This is a genomic window from Peribacillus suis (genome assembly GCF_059384845.1).
In genome coordinates, this window is sequence record NZ_CM182019.1 from 1468166 (window position 1) to 1488962 (window position 20797).

The following is a 20797-nucleotide window of genomic DNA, read 5'->3' on the forward strand; positions in this document are numbered from 1 at the left end:
GATGCAATCAATAACAAATGGTCAGTCTGTTTCTACACCCGTTGAGATACAAAGAAGCACGAATCTAAAGAGTGGGCAAATTCTTTTCGGAAAAGTGAATAAGATCTTTCCGAACCAAACGGCTGAAGTGCAGATTGGCCAACAAAAAATGATTGCGCACCTGGACGTCCCGCTACAGGTTGGGGAAAGATATTGGCTTCAAGTGCAGCCAAATGAGGGACAGGTGGTTTTGAAAGTACTTGATTCCCCGAATGTGAACCTCTCGAATACAAAAGAAGCAGCGGCACAGCTACTTGTTTACCTTGGTGTTAAGTCGGAACCAGAGTCTGCAAAGCTTGCCGAATTTTTACTGAGAAATCAATTCCCCATCACCAAAGATTTCTTCTCATCAGCATTGCAATGGGTTAAAGCGGCAAGTACAACTGAATCGGGACTTTCTGTTATTAAAACGATGTTTACGCAGCAGCTACCTTTTGTTAAGGATGTATTTTTTGCATTGGCCGAACTAGCAAAAGGTGAACCTTTTCATAAGTTACTAAGTGGTCTGCAACAACAATTACAGGAAAGCGGATCTGACACAAAGACGGTGGTGCAGCTAAAAGCCGTATTGGAGTCCCTACATATTACTAAACAAGATCAATTGCAACAAACTGGTTTGCACAGACTTATTGCAACTTGGCTTGATTCCAAGTCGACACCAGATATGAAATCAGGAGCCTTTTCCTTGCTTCAAAAGACTGGTTTCATTCCAAGTGGGATAACTGAAACGGAATTACTGAGAAGAATAGTTGCTGAATCGGTGCGGGCGCCGGAACCCATGAAGACCCCAACGGCTAATAAACTACAGCAAGGACTGCAAGCACTAGCAAATGGAACGCTTGGACAAGGGAATATGGAATCTAACCTTATTAAACTATGGGGGAGTTCGGATATAGGAGCGACGAAATCTTCAGATGTAAAAGATGTAATACCGTATAAAAGCATTGCAACCGATGAAAGGTCTGGACTTAATCTAAACCTGCTTGAACGTGCTTTTGGGAAAGGCTCCTCGGCAAGGGAACCAGGGACTATCCCTATGATTCAACGGAATGAAATCCAAAGCGAAAATGGAGGGCCGGAGTTAATCTCAGAATTATTAAAGAGCTCTAAGGCTGATACCCAATGGCAGGGGATGCAACAGACGGTCCGGCAAATTCCAATGTTTACAAAAGAAGCCCTTAATCTTACTTCACATTTACTTGAACGTGCTTTTTCCGAGGTGTCTGCCAATCGTAAAATCACCCCGGTCGATCTAGAAGTCGATGAATTATTGAGTCAAATAAATAAGGATGTAGGGCAAGTTGGTGAGTCGAAGGGGAAAGTGGGGGATCTTCTACTTCAGGCTTTCAAACAGGTTCCAGAAACTTCCTCTGCTGCTATCAATCCCGAGAAACTAGTGCTGAGCCATTTAATAGATGAAGGTTTTCAACCAAATGATTTTACAAATGGGACAGCTGTAGCCCAACAACTGAAAGAATGGACCAAAATGCTTGGGCTTCAACTGGAGCATGTTCTTGCTAATCTATCGGGAGGCGAATCGGGAGCGCTATCAGAGGAGTTAGAAACTCTCAAGCCTTTACTCCTAAAATTGTTGAATGAGCAGCATCCACCAGCAATTAAAGACATGGCTGAACAAATAGTGAATCGGCTCACTGCTCAGCAGGTTCTTTCACAGGATAACGGACCCATGCAAAATTTATTGCTCACCCTTCCTCTCAACTTAGGTTCGTCCCAAACGGATTTAACGTTGCAATGGAGTGGAAGGAAAACAAAGGATGGAAAGATCGATCCTGATTACTGTCGTATCCTGTTTTATTTAGAGTTAGAGAACCTTAACGAAACCATCATTGACATGCAAATCCAAAACCGCGTCATCAACGTGACTATCATCAACGAGCAGAATCAAACAATTGAAACTGTGGCGAGTAATTATCTGGACGTGTTGAAGGATAATTTGCGATTGATGGATTACAAGTTATCAGGAGTTTTATTTCAGGACCCAACACGCACAAGAAATACGGGTGTGAGGCAGACTACTGTTCCTTTTTCAGAGACAGGAACTTATAGTGGGGTGGACATTCGGATATGAAACAGGAAAAACGGAAAGAAGCGATTGCCTTAAAGTATGATGCAAAGTCATCGCAGGCACCTGTCGTGTTGGCTAAGGGAAAAGGCAAGACGGCAGAGAATATCCTGGCAAAGGCAGGGGAACTGAATATTCCTGTACAGAAGGACGAAACGTTAACGGAACTTTTGGGTCAGCTTGATATTAATCAAACGATACCGGAAGAATTATATGGAGCTGTTGCCGAAGTATTCGCTTTTGTTTATAAGGTGGACCGGAATGCTAAAAGTTAAAACCCTAATTTTATTCGGCAGGTTAAAAAAATGGTCGGATTGTGAAGGAAACCATAAAAAGTACTGAAAAAAATCATTATATTAAAAACATAGTAAACTAATGATAAAAGGATGAAGCAGAAGCTTCGTGCTTTTATTTTTTTTGTCCAAAAAAATAAATAAGGGTGCAAATCTTATAAAAGTGAAGCAAATAAATTCCTAAAAATGGCTTTAAATAAGGTGTTTAATTAAAAAAGTCTGTAGGTGTAAAATGATCATCCTGAAAATGAGCCTATGAATGAATAATGTATTTTCTTCCATATAATAGAAGGTTAATTAGGTATATTGTAATAATTATTTTTCATAGTCGATAAAGAAAATTATGCATGAAAGAGAATTTTGTTGTAATATGGTAGAGAAAACACGCACCAAATTTCAGTTTTGTTTTTTAGTAGATAAGGAGGATGGGAAATGAATATCCATGAGTATCAGGGGAAAGAGATTTTGAGACAATACGGGGTATCTGTTCCAAATGGCCGAGTTGCCTTTACTGTTGATGAAGCAGTTGAAGCGGCGAAGGAGTTAGGTACAGAGGTTGTTGTCGTCAAAGCTCAAATCCATGCGGGTGGCCGCGGAAAAGCCGGCGGAGTTAAGGTTGCGAAGAATCTTGATGAAGCGCGTACATATGCAGAAGAGATTCTTGGTAAAACGTTGGTGACCCATCAAACAGGGCCTGCAGGTAAAGAAGTGAAGCGTTTACTTATCGAGGAAGGCTGCGATATCACCAAGGAATATTACATTGGTCTGGTCTTGGACCGTGCAACGAACAGTGTAGTATTGATGGCCTCCGAAGAAGGAGGAACGGAAATCGAAGAAGTGGCTGAGAAAACTCCCGAGAAAATCTTCAAGGAAGTAATTGACCCTGTGGTCGGTTTAACGGGTTTCCAGGCACGTAGAATCGCTTTTAATATTAATATTCCAGCTCCATTAATAAATAAAGCATCTAAATTGATGATCAACTTATATACAGCATTCGTAGAAAAAGATTGTTCGATTGCCGAAATCAATCCGTTAGTCGTGACGGGGGATGGCAATGTAATGGCCTTGGATGCTAAATTGAATTTTGATGACAATGCAATATACCGTCAGAAAGATATTTCAGAGTACCGTGATTTGGATGAAGAAGATGCTAAAGAAATTGAAGCATCAAAACATGGTCTTAGTTACATATCGCTTGACGGAAATATTGGCTGTATGGTTAATGGCGCCGGGCTTGCAATGGCAACAATGGACATCATTAAACACTATATGGGCGACCCAGCCAATTTCCTTGACGTCGGGGGCGGCGCTACAGAGGAAAAGGTGAAAGAGGCTTTCAAAATCATCCTGTCCGATGAAAAAGTAAAGGGCATCTTTGTCAATATCTTCGGAGGAATCATGAAATGTGACATCATCGCGACAGGCGTCGTAGCTGCTGCAAAAGAGCTAGGCCTGGATGTTCCACTCGTTGTTCGCTTAGAAGGAACGAATGTCGATTTAGGGAAAAGTATTTTGAAAGATTCTGGACTAAATATCACCGCTGCTGAATCCATGGCAGACGGAGCGCAAAAAATAGTATCACTTGTAGGATAATAGGCAGGGGGGAACATAATGAGCGTTTATATTAATAAAGATACGAAAGTGATCGTTCAGGGAATCACTGGCTCAACAGCATTATTTCATACAAAACAGATGTTAGAATACGGTACGAAAATCGTTGCAGGGGTCACTCCGGGTAAAGGTGGAACAGAAGCGGAAGGGGTACCTGTATATAATACAGTTTCCGAAGCTGTCACTGAAACAGGGGCGAATGCATCGGTTATCTATGTACCGGCTCCATTTGCAGCAGATGCAATTCTAGAAGCGGTTGACGCGGAGATTGATCTCGTCATCTGTATTACCGAGCATATTCCAGTCCTTGATATGGTTAAGGTCAAGCGGTATATGGAAGGCAAAAAAACACGCTTAATTGGACCTAACTGTCCGGGTGTGATTACCCCGGAAGAATGCAAAATCGGGATAATGCCTGGCTATATCCACAAAAAAGGCCATATTGGCGTAGTTTCTCGCTCTGGCACTCTGACTTATGAAGCCGTACATCAATTATCACAAGAGGGCATTGGGCAATCATCAGCTGTCGGCATTGGTGGGGACCCTGTTAATGGGACTGATTTCATTGATGTGCTTAAAGCATTCAATGAAGATCCAGAAACCCATGCGGTAATCATGATAGGGGAAATCGGTGGCACAGCAGAAGAAGAAGCGGCCATTTGGGTTAAGGAAAATATGACGAAACCGGTTGTTGGATTCATTGGAGGACGTACGGCTCCAGCTGGAAAACGTATGGGACATGCTGGTGCAATTATTTCAGGAGGAAAAGGAACAGCCGATGAAAAAATCCGCGTCATGAATGAATGTGGAATTAAAGTTGCTGAAACACCATCGGTCATGGGAGAAACCTTGATATCCGTCTTAAAAGAAAAAGGCATGTACGAACCTTGTAAAACGCATTAATAAGAGATGGGCCGACCTGATATTGGTCGGCCTTTATTTCACTTCTATAGTAAGTACCCTTCGAAAGTATCCATGACATCTTCGTTTGACAAACCATACGACCATCCCCTGCTTTTGAATAATCCTCAAAGGAGTGCTTCCAAATTGAACAGAAATGAAAAGCTAATCCACCTTCATCATTGTCGTGGTGCAGGCTGGAAAACGATAAAAATGATCTTGGCTGCAGACCCATCCCTCACCACCCTCTTTACAAAAACGTATGCTGAATGGAAAGAAATTCTCACCATCCCGAACGACAAACTCCAACTCTTTCTCGCAGACTTGCATTCTTACAATACGATTGAAAAACTGAAACAATATGAAAATAATCAAATCCACTGTATGACGATTTTTGATGAAGACTATCCATATCTATTAAGACAAATTTTCGATCCCCCCTGGGTGCTTTATTTAAAAGGCAATAAACAGCTTTTAGCTAAGAAGAATACCATAGGTGTCGTTGGTACACGGAATCCAACCTCGTACGGGTTAGAGGCCTTAAAAACGATTTTAACGCCACTCGTAAAGAGAAAATTCGTGATTATTAGTGGAGTGGCAGTTGGAATTGACGCGATTGCCCATAAAATCACGTTGAACGAAGGTGGACATACGATAGGGGTTTTAGGAGGGGGATTAATGCACATTTATCCGAAAATCAATATTCCACTCGCAAGGGTGATCATCGATAAGGGATTGCTTCTTTCGGAAACCCCTCCGACTAGGAGATCGGAACCTTGGATGTTCCCTCTCCGCAATAGAATCATCAGTGGTTTATCGCAGGGGATTTTCGTGGTAGAGGCAAAGCAGAGAAGTGGTTCGCTTATCACAGCGCAGGCTGCACTTGACCAGGGAAGGGACGTATTTGCACTTCCTGGTAATATAACCAGTCTTGAATCAATGGGGACTAATCAATTAATTCAAGAGGGAGCTAAATTAGTTTTGACAGCTGAACAGATTGAGGAGGAATATTAAAACAATATAATATAGAAGATATACGGTGAAACCTCCAATTTTTGTCGAAAAAGGTGCTTTTTTAGGTGAATAGAATAAAATATTAGACAAAAAGGTTGAAAAAATTGTAAAACTGTTATAAGTTTTGCAACAGGCACCTCTTGTCAAAATATCTAAATCCTGATGAATCAGCGGGATTGGAAAAGTAAAGAGGTGTTGACAAATGATTTTTGAATGATTAATAATAGTGAAGATTTATATTACCTCTTTGAGGAGGATTTATTGGATGTCAGATTACTTAGTGATTGTGGAATCGCCCGCAAAAGCAAAGACGATAGAGCGATACTTAGGAAAGAAATATAAAGTTAAAGCTTCCATGGGTCATGTACGCGATCTACCTAAAAGTCAAACGGGTGTCGACGTTGAACATGGCTATGAACCTAAATATATAACAATCCGCGGCAAAGGCCCGGTTTTAAAAGAATTGAAAACAGCAGCAAAAAAAGCAAAAAAAATCTATCTCGCAGCTGACCCCGACAGAGAAGGTGAAGCGATTGCCTGGCATTTAGCGCATAGCCTCGACGTCGACATAAACTCGGATTGCCGTGTCGTATTCAATGAGATTACGAAAGAAGCAATCAAAGAATCATTTAAATCTCCGAGACCGATTAATATGCAATTGGTTGATGCACAGCAGGCAAGGAGGATATTGGATCGTTTGGTCGGGTACAATATTTCCCCTCTATTGTGGAAAAAAGTGAAAAAAGGCTTGAGTGCCGGACGGGTTCAATCAGTTGCAGTCCGAATGATCATAGATCGTGAAAAAGAAATCAAAGACTTCGTTCCTGAAGAGTATTGGACAATCAAGGCCGATTTTGTAAAAGGAAAAGAACAGTTTGAGGGTTCCTTTTTCAGCCTTGCGGGAGAACGGACAGAATTGAATACGGAAGAAGACGTGAAGAAGGTTCTGGATTCTTTGAGCGGTGGGGAATTTACAATCGGTACCGTGACGAAAAAGGAAAGAAAACGTAATCCAGCTGCACCATTCACAACTTCTTCCCTACAACAGGAAGCTGCGCGTAAATTGAATTTCAGGGCCAAGAAAACGATGATGCTTGCCCAGCAGCTTTACGAAGGAATTGAGCTAGGAAAAGAAGGAACAGTCGGACTGATTACTTATATGAGAACGGATTCAACCCGGATTTCCGATGTGGCTAAGCTCGAAGCGCATAACTTCATCTCAACTAGTTATGGTGAAGAGTATGTCCAGACGGAACAGCGTAAAGAGAAAAAACAGACAAATGCCCAGGATGCCCATGAAGCAGTGAGACCGACTAGCACACTGCGGGAACCAGGTTTAGTGAAAGAATTTTTATCCAGAGACCAATTCCGTTTATATAAATTGATCTGGGAACGTTTCGTTTCAAGTCAAATGTCTTCTGCTGTTATGGATACAATGAGTATCGACTTACATAACGGAGATGTCATATTCAGAGCAAATGGATCAAAAGTTAAATTTCCAGGTTTTATGAAGGTCTATGTTGAAGGAACGGATGACTCGGTGGAGGAAAAGGAGAATACCCTTCCTGATGTGAAAAAAGGCGATCAATTCTTTTCAAAAGATGTTGAGCCTAAGCAACATTTCACGCAACCACCGCCCCGCTATACAGAGGCACGTCTTGTCAAAACGCTAGAAGAATTAGGTATAGGTCGGCCATCCACTTATGCACCTACTTTGGATACGATACAAAAAAGGGGTTACGTTACGCTTGATAACAAACGATTTATCCCGACGGAACTTGGTGAAATAGTCCTTGAACTAATTCGCGAATTCTTCCCATATATCCTGGATGCAGAATTCACAGCCAAGATGGAACAGGAGTTTGATGGTGTAGAGGCTGGAAGTGTTGAATGGGTTAATGTCATTGATGACTTCTACAAGGATTTTGCTGTTGATTTGGCCAAGGCAGAAGCTGAGATGGAAAAGATTGAAATTAAAGATGAACCTGCTGGCGAGGATTGTGAAGAATGCGGTCATGGAATGGTCTTCAAAATGGGAAGATACGGAAAATTCATGGCGTGCAGCAATTTTCCTGACTGCCGTAACACGAAACCAATCGTCAAGGAAATCGGTGTGAAGTGCCCAAAATGTAAAGAAGGAAACATCATCGAGCGGAAAAGTAAAAAACGCCGCCTGTTTTATGGATGCGATACGTATCCAGGGTGTGATTTCATTTCATGGGATAAGCCATTGCCGCGTAATTGTCCAAAATGTGAAGGTACCCTTGTTGAGAAAAAACTTAAAAAAGGCGTACAAGTACAATGTATGGACTGTGATTTCAAAGAGGTACCTCAAGCTTAAGGAAAGGTGGGCAATCATGCCCACCTTTTTCATGTTCACCAGAAAAGGACTGACTCGGGTAGAGCTGAGTTTCTTCATATTAGGTAAGGTATGATATCATGATAAAGAGAAGGATGTTCCTCGCAGAATATATTGGAAAGGCATGAAACTTTTTAATTTTGCTCAAGTATTGTAAAATTCAGTGGACAAGTGCCTTCATTTAAAGTTATAATTCCTCTTTGTGTCCAGTTATTGTTTCTGTAAGAACACGACTTAAGGCATTTATCCAAATAGACATACTTAAAAAGTGCATCAGCAGGAATGTGCAAGATGGGGTATACATATAAACATATCGTTAAAATGAAGATTTTGTAAAAAACAATTTTGATGATAAATCTTCCTGTTTTATCATATCTATACATGGAGGTTCGAAATATGAAAGAAGCAAAAGTAAGTGTAATTGGTGCTGGGCTTGCAGGAAGTGAAGCTGCTTGGCAATTAGCTAAAAGAGGAATAAAAGTTGATTTGTACGAAATGCGTCCGGTTAAGCAAACGCCTGCACACCATACCGATAAATTCGCTGAACTTGTTTGTTCCAATTCACTTCGGGCAAATACGTTAACAAATGCTGTAGGTGTTTTAAAAGAAGAGATGCGAACATTGGATTCCGTTATTATTTCCGCAGCAGATACTTGTGCTGTTCCTGCTGGTGGTGCATTAGCCGTCGATCGTCACGAATTTGCTGACCTTGTAACGGAGAGGGTGAAAAATCATCCAAATGTGACCGTGTTCCATGAAGAAGTGACAGAGATTCCTGAGGGTCCAACCGTCATAGCTACGGGTCCATTGACTAGCCAATCTTTATCGGATAGCTTGAAGCAAATTATGGATGAAGAATATTTATATTTCTATGATGCTGCAGCTCCAATTCTTGAAAAAGAAAGCATCAATATGGATAAAGTCTATTTAAAGTCCCGCTATGATAAAGGGGAAGCTGCTTACTTGAACTGTCCGATGACCGAAGAAGAATTCGATCGGTTTTATGAAGCGCTGATTTCTGCAGAAACTGTGCCACTTAAGGAATTTGAAAAAGAAATCTTCTTCGAAGGGTGCATGCCAATAGAAGTAATGGCATCTCGTGGGAAAAAGACGATGCTATTCGGACCGTTGAAGCCGGTTGGATTGGAAGATCCAAAAACGGGTAAACGACCATTTGCTGTCGTTCAACTTCGTCAAGATGATGCAGCTGGAACCCTTTATAACATTGTTGGTTTTCAGACACATTTAAAATGGGGACCTCAAAAAGAGGTACTTCAGCTGATTCCAGGATTAGAGAATGCTGAAATTGTCCGTTATGGAGTGATGCACCGCAATACATTCATCAACTCTCCGAATGTGTTAAAGCCGACCTATCAATTCAAAAACCGGGAAGATTTATTCTTTGCCGGCCAGATGACGGGTGTGGAAGGGTATGTGGAGTCTGCCGCATCAGGACTGGTCGCCGGAATTAATGCAGCAAGACTGGTTCAAGGGATGGAACCAATCGTTTTCCCTGCTGAAACGACAATGGGGAGCATGGCAAGGTATATTACGTCCACTAACGGGAAGAGCTTCCAGCCGATGAATGCGAATTTTGGTCTCCTCCCAGATTTAGAAATCAGAATCAAGTCGAAAAAGGAACGAAATGAGGCACATGCAAATCGCGCTTTAGACACAATTCAGAACTTTGTGAAAAGTTTGTAAAATCATTTGCCTGCTGTTTTAAAGTATGATACTATTTATAAGCCTTTGCGAGGTGTTTCTATGATCAATCAAAATAAGGCGTTATCTTCCTTCATTGAATATCTACAAATAGAAAAAAATAGTTCACACTACACGATTGAAAATTACAAGCGGGATATTCACGAATTTTTCTTATTCCTGAACGAACAACGGATTACCGATGTCGCGTCAGTCGAATATATGGATGTCCGGCTATATTTGACGAATTTATATGAGAAACAACTTTCAAAGAGGACTGTAGCAAGAAAAACATCTTGTTTGCGTAGTTTTTATAAATTTCTAATGAGGGAAGGGGAAGTCAAGGATAATCCTTTTTCCCTTGCATCTTTACCCAAAAAGGAACAGAGATTGCCTCGCTTTCTGTATGAGGAAGAAGTCAATCAGTTGTTTTCTTCTTTAAAGAAAGATACCCCAATTGAAATCAGAAACGTTGCATTACTGGAATTACTGTATGCTACTGGCATTCGCGTAAGTGAGTGCTGTGAAATCAAAGTACAGGATATCGATCTCTCGCTTGGAACCGTACTGATCCATGGAAAAGGGAAGAAAGATCGGTATGTCCCGGTTGGCAGTTATGCTCAGGAAGCGATAGATTTATACATACGTACAGCCAGGATGGAAATGACATCGTCTGACGCTAAGGCGCATGCTTATTTATTTGTTAACTTTCGCGGAGAACCCCTTACACCTAGGGGGGTCCGTTATATATTAAATGAATTGATTAAAAAGTCTGCCGCTGATGGAAATCTGCATCCCCATATGTTGAGGCATTCATTTGCCACTCACCTTTTAAATAACGGGGCAGATATACGTACGGTTCAGGAACTGCTTGGACATTCAAAAATTTCATCTACGCAAGTGTATACGCATGTAACAAAGGACCAATTAAAAAAAGTCTACAATGCATCACATCCGCGGGCTTAAAAGTTGAAAGGGGACACTTTATGACAACGATATTTGCAGTGCATCATAAAGGAGAATGTGCCATGTCCGGTGATGGGCAGGTTACTTTAGGGAATTCAGTAGTGATGAAGCATACGGCAAGAAAAGTGAGGAAAATCTTTAACGGGAATGTCCTGGCAGGTTTTGCAGGTTCTGTTGCAGACGCATTCACTCTTTTCGAAATGTTTGAAGCCAAGCTTGAGGAATACAATGGGAATCTTCAACGTGCAGCCGTCGAAATGGCGAAGCAATGGCGGAGTGATAATGTGCTTAGAAAGCTGGAAGCAATGTTAATTGTCATGAATAAACAAGATTTGCTTCTCGTTTCCGGTACTGGAGAAGTAATTGAACCTGACGACGGGATTCTAGCCATAGGATCTGGTGGAAATTATGCTCTAGCTGCAGGCAGGGCTTTAAAGCGTTTTTCTAGTGAAAACCTATCGGCAAGGGAAATAGCCCAATCATCTTTACAAATTGCAGCGGAAATTTGTGTATTTACAAATACGAATATAATCGTGGAAGAGTTGTAAGGAGGAGCGCACAATGTCAAAGAAAACTAATTTAACACCGAGGCAAATCGTAGAGAAACTGGATCAATATATTGTAGGACAGAGTGAAGCAAAACGTGCAGTAGCGGTAGCATTGCGTAATCGATATCGTCGTTCTTTACTCTCAGAACAACTTCGTGATGAAGTCGTTCCGAAAAACATATTAATGATTGGACCGACTGGTGTTGGGAAAACAGAAATTGCTCGGAGAATGGCTAAATTGGTTGGTGCTCCTTTTGTGAAAGTGGAAGCAACGAAATTTACGGAAGTCGGTTATGTCGGCCGTGATGTAGAATCCATGGTGCGTGATTTAGTGGAGACTTCCGTCCGCCTCGTGAAGGAAGAAAAGATGGTTAGTGTCAGAGAACGGGCAGAGGAAAATGCCAATCGCCGTTTAATTGATTTATTAGTGCCATCTAATAAAAAACAGAGCAATTTCAAAAACCCTCTCGAAGCATTTTTCGGAGGAGGAACGAATCAAGCTGAACAGGATTCGAGTGACAACTCAGAAGATTTAAGCCTTCAGCAAAAAAGAAAGCTTGTGGCCAATCAGCTGGCTAAAGGCGAGTTAGAGAATGAAATGATTACAGTTGAGGTGGAAGAACAGGCCGCATCCATGTTTGATATGCTACAAGGTTCGGGAATGGAACAAATGGGGATGAATATGCAGGATGCCTTGGGAAGCTTGATGCCCAAGAAAAATAAAAAGCGTAAATTGAAAGTAAGCGAAGCACGAGTTGTCTTGACCAATGAGGAAGCGGCAAAATTAATCGACATGGATGAAGTAACATCGGATGCTGTATACGGTGCAGAGCAAAATGGGATAATATTCATCGATGAAATTGATAAGATCGCTAGCAAACAGTCGGGAAGTTCTTCAGCGGACGTTTCAAGAGAAGGTGTACAACGGGATATCCTTCCAATTGTTGAAGGGTCTACAGTTGTAACAAAATACGGATCCGTTAAAACCGATCATGTACTCTTCATTGCAGCAGGGGCTTTCCATACGGCTAAACCCTCGGATCTTATTCCTGAGCTGCAGGGCCGTTTTCCAATCCGTGTGGAATTAAACAAATTGACCGTCGAAGACTTTGTGAAAATTTTACACGAGCCGGATAATGCTCTGTTAAAGCAATATGTAGCTTTATTAGAAACAGAAGGTATAGAAATTGAATTTTCTGACGAAGCTGTAAGTAAGATAGCAGAAGTGGCTTTCGAGGTTAATCAAAACACAGATAATATTGGGGCAAGGCGCCTTCATACAATCCTGGAGCGTCTTCTAGAGGACTTATCTTTCGAAGCTCCTGACATTACGATGGAGAAGATTACAATCACTCCTCAATATGTCGAAGATAAGCTGGGCTCGATTGCCCGTAATAAAGACTTAAGCCAGTTTATCCTTTAGAATGAACCAGCGGCAATATTCATTGCCTAAGCAAATTACATCACATTACGGAAATACAACTTCATAGTCAATTGTGAACCATGGTATTTTTAGGAGGAACAAGTCAGATGAACTTATTAGCAAAAACAAGAAAAATTAATGCAATGCTCCAAAAAGCAGCGGGAAAAGCAGTTAATTTCAAAGAAATGGCAGAAAGTTTAAGTGAAGTAATCGAAGCGAATGTATTCGTCGTTAGCCGTCGCGGAAAATTACTTGGAATCGCAGTAAGCCAACAAATCGAAAATGAACGTATGTATAAAATGTTAGAAGATAAGCAATTCCCTGAAGTGTATACAAAGAATCTATTCAACATCCAAGAAACATCTTCTAACCTCGATATTGAAAGCGAATATACAGCTTTCCCAATTGAGAATAAAGAGTTGTTTTCAAATGGCCTAACCACCATCGTTCCTATCATGGGCGGGGGAGATCGTTTAGGAACATTGATTCTTGCTCGATTACAAGATAAGTTCCATGATGACGACTTAATCTTGGCGGAGTATGGAGCCACTGTTGTTGGAATGGAAATCCTTCGTGAGAAATCAGAAGAGATTGAAGAAGAGGCACGTAGTAAAGCAGTCGTTCAAATGGCTATATCTTCACTTTCTTACAGTGAATTAGAAGCTATTGAACATATCTTCGAAGAACTTAAAGGGAACGAAGGATTACTTGTTGCATCTAAAATTGCAGATAGAGTTGGTATTACTCGTTCAGTAATCGTGAATGCACTTAGAAAACTTGAAAGCGCCGGTGTTATTGAGTCACGTTCATTAGGGATGAAAGGGACGTACATCAAAGTATTGAACGATAAATTCCTTAACGAATTAGAAAAACTTAAAAATAACTAAAATTCAGCTCTAGATATAAAGCTGATAGTACCAAAGGAAAGGGTTCGGGAATTTAATTCCGGATCCTTTTTTTATCTTTAAATGTAGATGGAGAAAATTAGCATCTCGATTTCTAGCAATCTAACCAAAAAGGCACGATCTCTTAGTGGGTGAGAGATCGTGCCTTTTTGGGGTTAGGTACGAAATATAATCGTATATATATTAAATTGCACTTATTTAATATATCCTTCATCCGGTAAAACTAAGGTAGTAGTTATAAGAACATGTAGGAGGTTCAAATTATAATGAAGTTTTCCATTATAGGGTAATTGGAATCAAATTCTAATAGGCAGTATGAGGATAAAGAATCGTTTATCCAAAATACAGTATGATTTTCCTTATAAAGGGTAATTATACTGTAATAGCTATCTGAATAGACAGTCCTCTATGGTCAATAAAAGATTGTTTTCATTAATTTTAAGAATACTTTATATCTCAGGCATTTATTAATCGGAATTTCCGGGAAGTTTAATATGTGGAAAAAAGTCGAATGCTTTAATAGTTTTATATTCTTTCAAAAAAATTAGGGAGTCAGTATTTGTAAAAAATCTGATTTTTTACACGTTAATTCACCCTTTGCTGAAGCAGTATGTAGATTACCATTAAACTATTACCAATATATACCTGATGGTTTCTATACTAATTAGTTCTGAAGTATCAGGTATATTGGTTTGTGATTCTGTATGATAAATAAGTATTTAAAGATAAAAAATGGATAAAATCATAAAATAATGTAATATAACGTCACAATTGACTAGAAATTTAAATAAAAAAGCTATAAATTTGAGCAAATTGTGACATTTTTCGACTATAATAGGTCTAAAGTCTATATATTGATTATAGACATCGTTCTTGCGTTTCTTTAAAATTAAGGATATTAAGATAATGGATTTATTTATCACATAAGTTAATATTTGCTTGGATAGAAAGAGGGGAACGACAAAATGGAGTTATTTTCAAATACCTTTCAATCACTGGAAAACGCTCTGAATTTTTCTAGTACGAAACAAAAGGTCATTTCGCAAAATATTGCTAATTCCGATACGCCGAATTATAAGGCGAAAGATGTTTCTAATACAAAGTCCTTTCGAACAGAACTTGATACGGCTATTCAATCATATCGTACCGATGACAGGCACTTTAGCTTTAAATCAAACGGCAAAGCGACTTCTTCCATTGTTACACAGAACAATGTGAATTATAACAGTAACGGGAACAGTGTGGATGTCGATAAAGAAATGACGGACCTGGCTACGAATCAAATTTATTATAATGCTGTAACGGATAGACTTTCGGGTAAATTCCAGTCATTGGAATCAGTGATTAGGGGTGGGAAGTAATGGGGATTTTTCAGAGTATTAATACGACGGGCTCAGCTTTGACTGCCCAAAGGCTTCGGATGGATGTGATTTCTGCCAATATGGCCAATGCCGATACGACTAGAGCCGAATTTGATGCGGAGTCGGGACAATGGAAACCTTATTCAAGAAAATCGGTTGTTCTGCAAAATAAGGAAGCAAGTTTTGCAAGTTTTCTAGATGCAGCAACCGGAAAAACGAACGGTACGGGTACAGGTGTAAAAGTATCAGGAATTGTTAAAGATGAAACACCATTTGAACTGGATTACAATCCAGATCACCCAGATGCAAATGAAGATGGATATGTAGAGATGCCAAACGTGGATCCACTGAGAGAAATGGTCGACTTAATGAGCGTCACTAGATCCTATGAAGCCAATGTCACTGTTTTGAATGCATCAAAGGGAATGATGATGAAGGCATTAGAAATCGGTAAATAATTTTTGATTGGAGCGTGTGCATTATGGAGGGGATTTCTCTTTCAAGCATAAGCAATATAGATAAAGCATGGAAAAGTCAGCAGACTAACACAAGTACACCATACGAAGCGCAACAAGATTTTGCGTCCGTATTAAAAAAAACTATGAATAAAGTTAACGAGGCCCAGGTATCATCGGACAGCCTTACAGCTAAGTTAGCTAACGGAGAAGACGTAGAACTTCATAATGTGATGATTGCTTCACAAAAGGCGAGCATTACGATGCAGGCTACGTTAGAGGTTCGGAATAAAGTGGTCGAAGCCTACCAGGAAATGATGAGAATGAGCATTTAACATTCATTTTAAAGACCTCATATAAAGAGAGAAAAAATGGCTAGGGGGAAAATGCCTCCTCTCATAAATTCATAGACTGACCGGGGGATTTAAATGAATGATGCACTAGTGAACTTTAAAAATAAAATAACTGGTTACTGGAGTACAAGAAGTAGAAAACAAAAGATGATAATGATTGGTTCAACGGTATTAGTCATCATCATCGTCATGGTTGCCTCATTTTTCGCAACCCGAACGACATTGGTTCCGTTATATTCCAATCTGAAACCATCCGAGACGGGTAGCATAAAAGAAAATTTAGACAGTCAAGGAATAAAAAACGAGATTGCGGAAAACGGTACAACCATCAAAGTACCACAAGAAAGTGTTGATACGCTCAAAGTCGAACTAGCGGCTGAGGGAATACCTGAGTCTGGTAGCATCGATTATTCATTCTTTAGCCAGGGAGCTGGATTGGGAATGACTGAAAATGAGTTTAATGTAATTAAATTGGATACGATGCAAACAGAGTTATCCAATTTAATAAAGAAAATTGATGGAGTCGAGGACGCTAGCGTCATGATTACGCTTCCTGATAAAGGAGTCTTTGTCAGCGAACCCGCCGGTGAAGCTTCAGCATCGATTGTATTGAATACGAAATCGGGCTATAAGTTCGAGGAGAGTCAAGTCAATTCCCTATATCATCTTGTTTCGAAAAGTGTTCCCAACCTTCCTACAGATAATATCGTCATCATGAATCAAGATTTTGAGTATTATGACCTTAAAAATGAAAATTCGTCATTCGGTTCTGCTTTTCAATCTCAAAATGAGATAAAAAAAGAAATAGAACGAGATATACAAAGACAAGTGCAAAATATGCTTGGAACTATTATGGGGCGGGATAAAGTGGCCGTTTCCGTTACGACCGACATTGATTTTACTCAAGAAAATCGGGAAGAGAACCTTGTGGAGCCGGTGGATGAGGAAAATATGGCTGGAATAGAAATTTCAGCCCAAAGGATCAACGAATCGTATAGCGGGGACGCAGCTGAAAATGGGGGAATTCCCCAAAGTGAAGACTCCGCGGATTCATTGGGTTCCAGTTATGTAGAAGGTACGACAGGTTCAGGCGATTATGAAAAATCAGATGAAACTATAAATAGTGAAGTGAACCGAATCAAGAAAGAAATCGTTGAAAGTCCATATAAAGTCAAGGATTTAGGCATTCAAGTCATGGTAGAACCACCTACCGCTGATGATCCGAATTCATTATCTCAACAGAGCGTGGATGATATCACACAAATCCTAAGCACGATTATCCGAACGACGATAGATAAAAAAGCGGTAGGGGAAGAACTGACAGATGATGAATTAAATCAGAAGATTGCCATTTCCGTACAACCTTTTAATGGAAAAATGAAGATCTCAGAAGAGGAGAATGCTTCCTCACTACCAATATGGGTTTATATTGTTGGTGGAGTTCTATTGCTAGTCATTATCATTCTATTAGTCTTATTCTTCCGTTCAAGACGTCAACGGGATTTGGAAGAGGAGTATTACGAGGAAGTAGAAGAGGAAGCCCAATTCGAAGTTCCTGATTTAAATAAAGAGACGGAATCGGAGGCCTCTTTAAAAAGGAAACAGCTTGAAAAATTGGCTAAAGAGAAGCCAGATGAATTCGCAAAATTATTAAGAAGCTGGATAGCAGAAGATTAGGAGGCCATGCAAGTGATAGATCGAAAGAAAAAGGGTGGATTGACAGGTAAACAAAAGGCGGCAATCCTCCTTATCTCCTTAGGCCCGGATGTTTCTGCATCCGTATATAAGCATCTTTCAGAAGAAGAAATCGAGAGGCTGACTCTGGAGATTTCAGGAGTTAGAAGTGTCGACTCGCACGATAAGGAAGAGATTTTAGAGGAATTTCATAACATCGCTTTAGCACAGGATTATATTTCGCAAGGTGGGATAGGATACGCGAAGCAGGTTTTGGAAAAGGCGTTAGGTACCGATCAAGCTGCGGCCATCATTAACCGTTTAACTTCATCCCTGCAAGTTCGGCCTTTCGACTTTGCTCGTAAAGCAGACCCAGGGCAAATATTGAACTTTATTCAAAACGAGCACCCTCAGACGATTGCCCTGATTTTATCTTATCTTGATCCAACACAGGCCGGACAAATTTTATCAGAACTGCCTCAAGAAGTGCAGGCAGACATTGCAAGAAGGATTGCTTTGATGGATAGCACTTCGCCAGAGATTATTAATGAAGTGGAACAGATATTAGAAAGAAAACTTTCTGCAACCGTTACCCAGGACTATACACAAACCGGTGGTGTCGAAGCTGTGGTAGATGTCCTGAACGGAGTCGATCGTTCCACGGAACGAACCATTTTGGATGCTCTTGAAATTCAAGACCCTGAACTTGCAGAAGAAATCAAGAAGAGGATGTTTGTCTTTGAAGATATCGTGACCCTTGATGGTAGAGCCATTCAACGCGTGGTTCGGGAATCGGATAATGAAGATCTTAAACTTGCACTTAAAGTGGCAAGTGAGGAAGTGAAAGACATTGTATTCCGCAATATGTCCAAACGGATGGTCGAAACCTTTGAGGAAGAAATGGAATATATGGGACCTGTTCGTCTACGTGATGTAGAAGAAGCACAATCAAGAATCGTTGCTGTCATTCGCCGCCTTGAAGAAACTGGTGAAATTGTAATCGCCCGTGGCGGAGGGGATGATATTATTGTCTAGAATTATTAAATCTCATCAGGCGAAGGAAGATGAAAGTAACAAATTCACGATTAAAATCCGGCAATTTGATGTCCAGGTAACAGAAAATGATGAGGGGCAAGTCACCAATCACTTCCCACCTAATGAATTTCTTAATCAAACCATACAAGAAGCGGATGCCATATTAATAGAAGCAAAGCAGCAAGCCGAAACGATTGTCGAAGAAATTCAACAAGCAAAGGATTATTGGGAGCAAGAGGAAAAAAGAATATACATTGAACAAGCACAAAAAGAAGGATACCAACAGGGCATTGAGTATGGACTTCAAAAGGGCTATAACGAGATGGCCGGGGACATCGCTTTTGCTAAAGAAGTGGTGGAGGCATCAAAAGTTGATTATCAGCAGCATCTTGAATCCTCTGAATCAGTCATTCTAGATATAGCATTGAACGTAGCCAAAAAAATCATCGGACAGCAATTGGAGGCTAAGGAAGAAACATTCTTATCTCTCGTTAAGGGAGCGATTAAAGAAGCAAGGGAATACCGGGAAGTTCAGCTGCACATTCATCCGTCCAGATACCAATCGATTCTTTCTCATAAGGATGAACTGATTTCGATTTTTCCAAAAGAAGCGGAATTATATATTTATCCTGATGATGAATTGGATGAAGGCAGCTGTATCATAGAGTCGGAGAATGGAAGAATTGATGCAAGTGTCGATAGTCAACTACTAGAAATTAAGGCAAAACTATCCGAACTGTTGGAAGGGGAGTAAAGATGAAAGCGAGAGACCTCATACCCTATATTGATGAAGTCGATACATTTAAACACTATGGCCGAGTCAAGCGTGTCGTAGGGTTGATGATTGAATCTCAAGGCCCTGAAAGCTCGGTTGGAGACGTTTGCTATATTTATACCGGTGTTCAAAAAAAGAAAAAACCGATACTGGCTGAAGTCGTCGGTTTCCGCGATGAAATGGTTATTCTCATGCCATTTACAGCTGTGAGTGATATTTCACCAGGGTGCATCGTCGAAGGAAGTGGGCGTAGCCTTGAGATAAAAGTGGGAAGCGGATTGATTGGCCAGGTTGTCGATCCTCTGGGTTTTCCCATCGATCATTCCCTGCTTCCGAAGGGACTAGCTACGGTACCAGTCGATCAAGATCCTCCCAATCCTATGGAAAGACCACCGATTGATGAACCGATTGATGTTGGTGTCAGGGTGATAGATAGTCTACTAACAGTCGGAAAAGGGCAACGTGTCGGGATTTTCGCTGGGAGTGGAGTAGGGAAAAGTACATTGCTAGGCATGGTGGCCAGGAATACGACAGCTGACTTAAATGTTATTGGACTTGTTGGGGAACGTGGTCGGGAGGTTCGGGAGTTCATTGAAAAGGATCTTGGTCCAGAGGGATTGGCTCGTTCCATTGTGGTGGTGGCAACTTCCGATCAGCCAGCATTGATGCGGATTAAAGGAGCAATGACAGCAACTGCAATTGCAGAATACTTTCGGGATAAGGGATTGAATGTAATGTTGATGATGGACTCTGTCACAAGGGTGGCGATGGCCCAAAGGGAAATCGGACTAGCTGTCGGTGAGCCACCTACGACAAAAGGGTATACACCATCGGTATTCGCCATTCTTCCAAGACTTTTAGAAAGAACGGGAACAAATCAACTAGGATCTATCACAGCCTTTTATACAGTTCTTGTTGATGGAGACGATATGAATGAGCCAATTGCCGATGCAGTCAGGGGAATATTGGATGGGCATTTCATCTTAGACCGTAATTTGGCTAACAAGGGCCAGTATCCCGCGCTTAATGTTTTAAAGAGCATCAGCCGAGTCATGAATAACATCGTTGGAGAAAGACACAAAAAGTCGGCAGAAGAACTACGTGCAAACTTATCTACTTATATGGATTCGGAAGATTTAATTAATATAGGAGCTTATAAAAGGGGATCTTCGAAGGAAATAGATAATTCCATAAAGCGCTACCCGGAAATCATTTCATTTTTAAAGCAGGGCACTCATGAAAAGGCGCCTAAAGATATAAGTATAGGAAACCTTGTAGATTTGATGGAAAGAGGTGAGTAGC

General features: G+C 40.6%; 18 protein-coding genes. All 18 read left to right on the forward strand.

The features are described from left to right. Position 1: 1 nt before the first annotated feature. The 18 genes from AC503W_RS07280 (at position 2) to fliI (ending at position 20796) form a co-directional block, all read left to right on the forward strand. The gene (locus AC503W_RS07280; RefSeq protein WP_494916572.1) at positions 2 to 2128 is read left to right on the forward strand and encodes a TP0910 N-terminal domain-containing protein; all 2127 of its coding nucleotides are present in this window, start codon (positions 2 to 4) and stop codon (positions 2126 to 2128) included. Next, complete coding sequence (locus tag AC503W_RS07285; RefSeq protein WP_403123188.1) at positions 2125 to 2397, forward strand: EscU/YscU/HrcU family type III secretion system export apparatus switch protein; 273 nt, start codon at positions 2125 to 2127, stop codon at positions 2395 to 2397. Before AC503W_RS07280 ends, AC503W_RS07285 begins: the two co-directional genes overlap by 4 nt. A 450-nt stretch (positions 2398 to 2847) precedes the next feature. After that, a complete protein-coding gene (gene sucC / locus AC503W_RS07290) occupies positions 2848 to 4008 on the forward strand; it encodes an ADP-forming succinate--CoA ligase subunit beta (protein ID WP_403123185.1) in 1161 nt (386 codons plus the stop codon). An 18-nt stretch (positions 4009 to 4026) separates the two neighbouring features. After that, a complete protein-coding gene (sucD, locus tag AC503W_RS07295; RefSeq protein ID WP_402868308.1) occupies positions 4027 to 4929 on the forward strand; it encodes a succinate--CoA ligase subunit alpha in 903 nt (300 codons plus the stop codon). A gap of 144 nt (positions 4930 to 5073) precedes the next feature. Beyond that, positions 5074 to 5940 carry a DNA-processing protein DprA gene (dprA, locus tag AC503W_RS07300; protein ID WP_402956290.1) on the forward strand — a complete coding sequence of 289 codons (867 nt, stop codon included), beginning with the start codon at positions 5074 to 5076 and terminating at the stop codon, positions 5938 to 5940. Between the two features lie 265 nt (positions 5941 to 6205). Continuing rightward, positions 6206 to 8281: a type I DNA topoisomerase gene (topA, locus tag AC503W_RS07305; protein ID WP_402868312.1), complete on the forward strand. Its 2076-nt coding sequence runs from the start codon at positions 6206 to 6208 to the stop codon at positions 8279 to 8281. 399 nt (positions 8282 to 8680) lie between these two features. Continuing rightward, complete coding sequence (gene trmFO / locus AC503W_RS07310; protein WP_402868313.1) at positions 8681 to 10003, forward strand: FADH(2)-oxidizing methylenetetrahydrofolate--tRNA-(uracil(54)-C(5))-methyltransferase TrmFO; 1323 nt, start codon at positions 8681 to 8683, stop codon at positions 10001 to 10003. 60 nt (positions 10004 to 10063) lie between these two features. Continuing rightward, positions 10064 to 10966, forward strand: a complete 903-nt coding sequence (gene xerC / locus AC503W_RS07315; RefSeq protein ID WP_402868315.1) for a tyrosine recombinase XerC — start codon at positions 10064 to 10066, stop codon at positions 10964 to 10966. A gap of 20 nt (positions 10967 to 10986) precedes the next feature. After that, complete coding sequence (gene hslV, locus AC503W_RS07320; RefSeq protein ID WP_402868317.1) at positions 10987 to 11514, forward strand: HslVU peptidase proteolytic subunit; 528 nt, start codon at positions 10987 to 10989, stop codon at positions 11512 to 11514. A 13-nt stretch (positions 11515 to 11527) separates the two neighbouring features. Then, complete coding sequence (gene hslU, locus AC503W_RS07325) at positions 11528 to 12937, forward strand: ATP-dependent protease ATPase subunit HslU (RefSeq protein WP_402868319.1); 1410 nt, start codon at positions 11528 to 11530, stop codon at positions 12935 to 12937. A 107-nt stretch (positions 12938 to 13044) separates the two neighbouring features. Further along, positions 13045 to 13824, forward strand: a complete 780-nt coding sequence (codY, locus tag AC503W_RS07330; protein ID WP_402868321.1) for a GTP-sensing pleiotropic transcriptional regulator CodY — start codon at positions 13045 to 13047, stop codon at positions 13822 to 13824. A gap of 983 nt (positions 13825 to 14807) precedes the next feature. After that, entirely contained in the window at positions 14808 to 15203 is a 396-nt protein-coding gene (flgB, locus tag AC503W_RS07335; protein ID WP_402956295.1) for a flagellar basal body rod protein FlgB, read from the forward strand. Then, positions 15203 to 15661 carry a flagellar basal body rod protein FlgC gene (gene flgC, locus AC503W_RS07340; RefSeq protein WP_402956297.1) on the forward strand — a complete coding sequence of 153 codons (459 nt, stop codon included), beginning with the start codon at positions 15203 to 15205 and terminating at the stop codon, positions 15659 to 15661. The genes flgB and flgC overlap by 1 nt, the downstream gene beginning before the upstream one ends. 23 nt (positions 15662 to 15684) lie before the next feature. After that, positions 15685 to 15993, forward strand: coding sequence for a flagellar hook-basal body complex protein FliE (gene fliE / locus AC503W_RS07345; RefSeq protein WP_494916587.1), 309 nt, complete (start codon positions 15685 to 15687; stop codon positions 15991 to 15993). Positions 15994 to 16086: 93 nt separating this feature from the next. Beyond that, complete coding sequence (gene fliF / locus AC503W_RS07350) at positions 16087 to 17688, forward strand: flagellar basal-body MS-ring/collar protein FliF (protein WP_494916589.1); 1602 nt, start codon at positions 16087 to 16089, stop codon at positions 17686 to 17688. Between the two features lie 12 nt (positions 17689 to 17700). Further along, a complete protein-coding gene (fliG, locus tag AC503W_RS07355) occupies positions 17701 to 18720 on the forward strand; it encodes a flagellar motor switch protein FliG (protein WP_402956303.1) in 1020 nt (339 codons plus the stop codon). Beyond that, the gene (gene fliH / locus AC503W_RS07360) at positions 18713 to 19474 is read left to right on the forward strand and encodes a flagellar assembly protein FliH (protein WP_494916591.1); all 762 of its coding nucleotides are present in this window, start codon (positions 18713 to 18715) and stop codon (positions 19472 to 19474) included. Before fliG ends, fliH begins: the two co-directional genes overlap by 8 nt. 2 nt (positions 19475 to 19476) lie before the next feature. Further along, positions 19477 to 20796 carry a flagellar protein export ATPase FliI gene (gene fliI / locus AC503W_RS07365; RefSeq protein WP_402956307.1) on the forward strand — a complete coding sequence of 440 codons (1320 nt, stop codon included), beginning with the start codon at positions 19477 to 19479 and terminating at the stop codon, positions 20794 to 20796. Position 20797 lies beyond the last annotated feature (1 nt).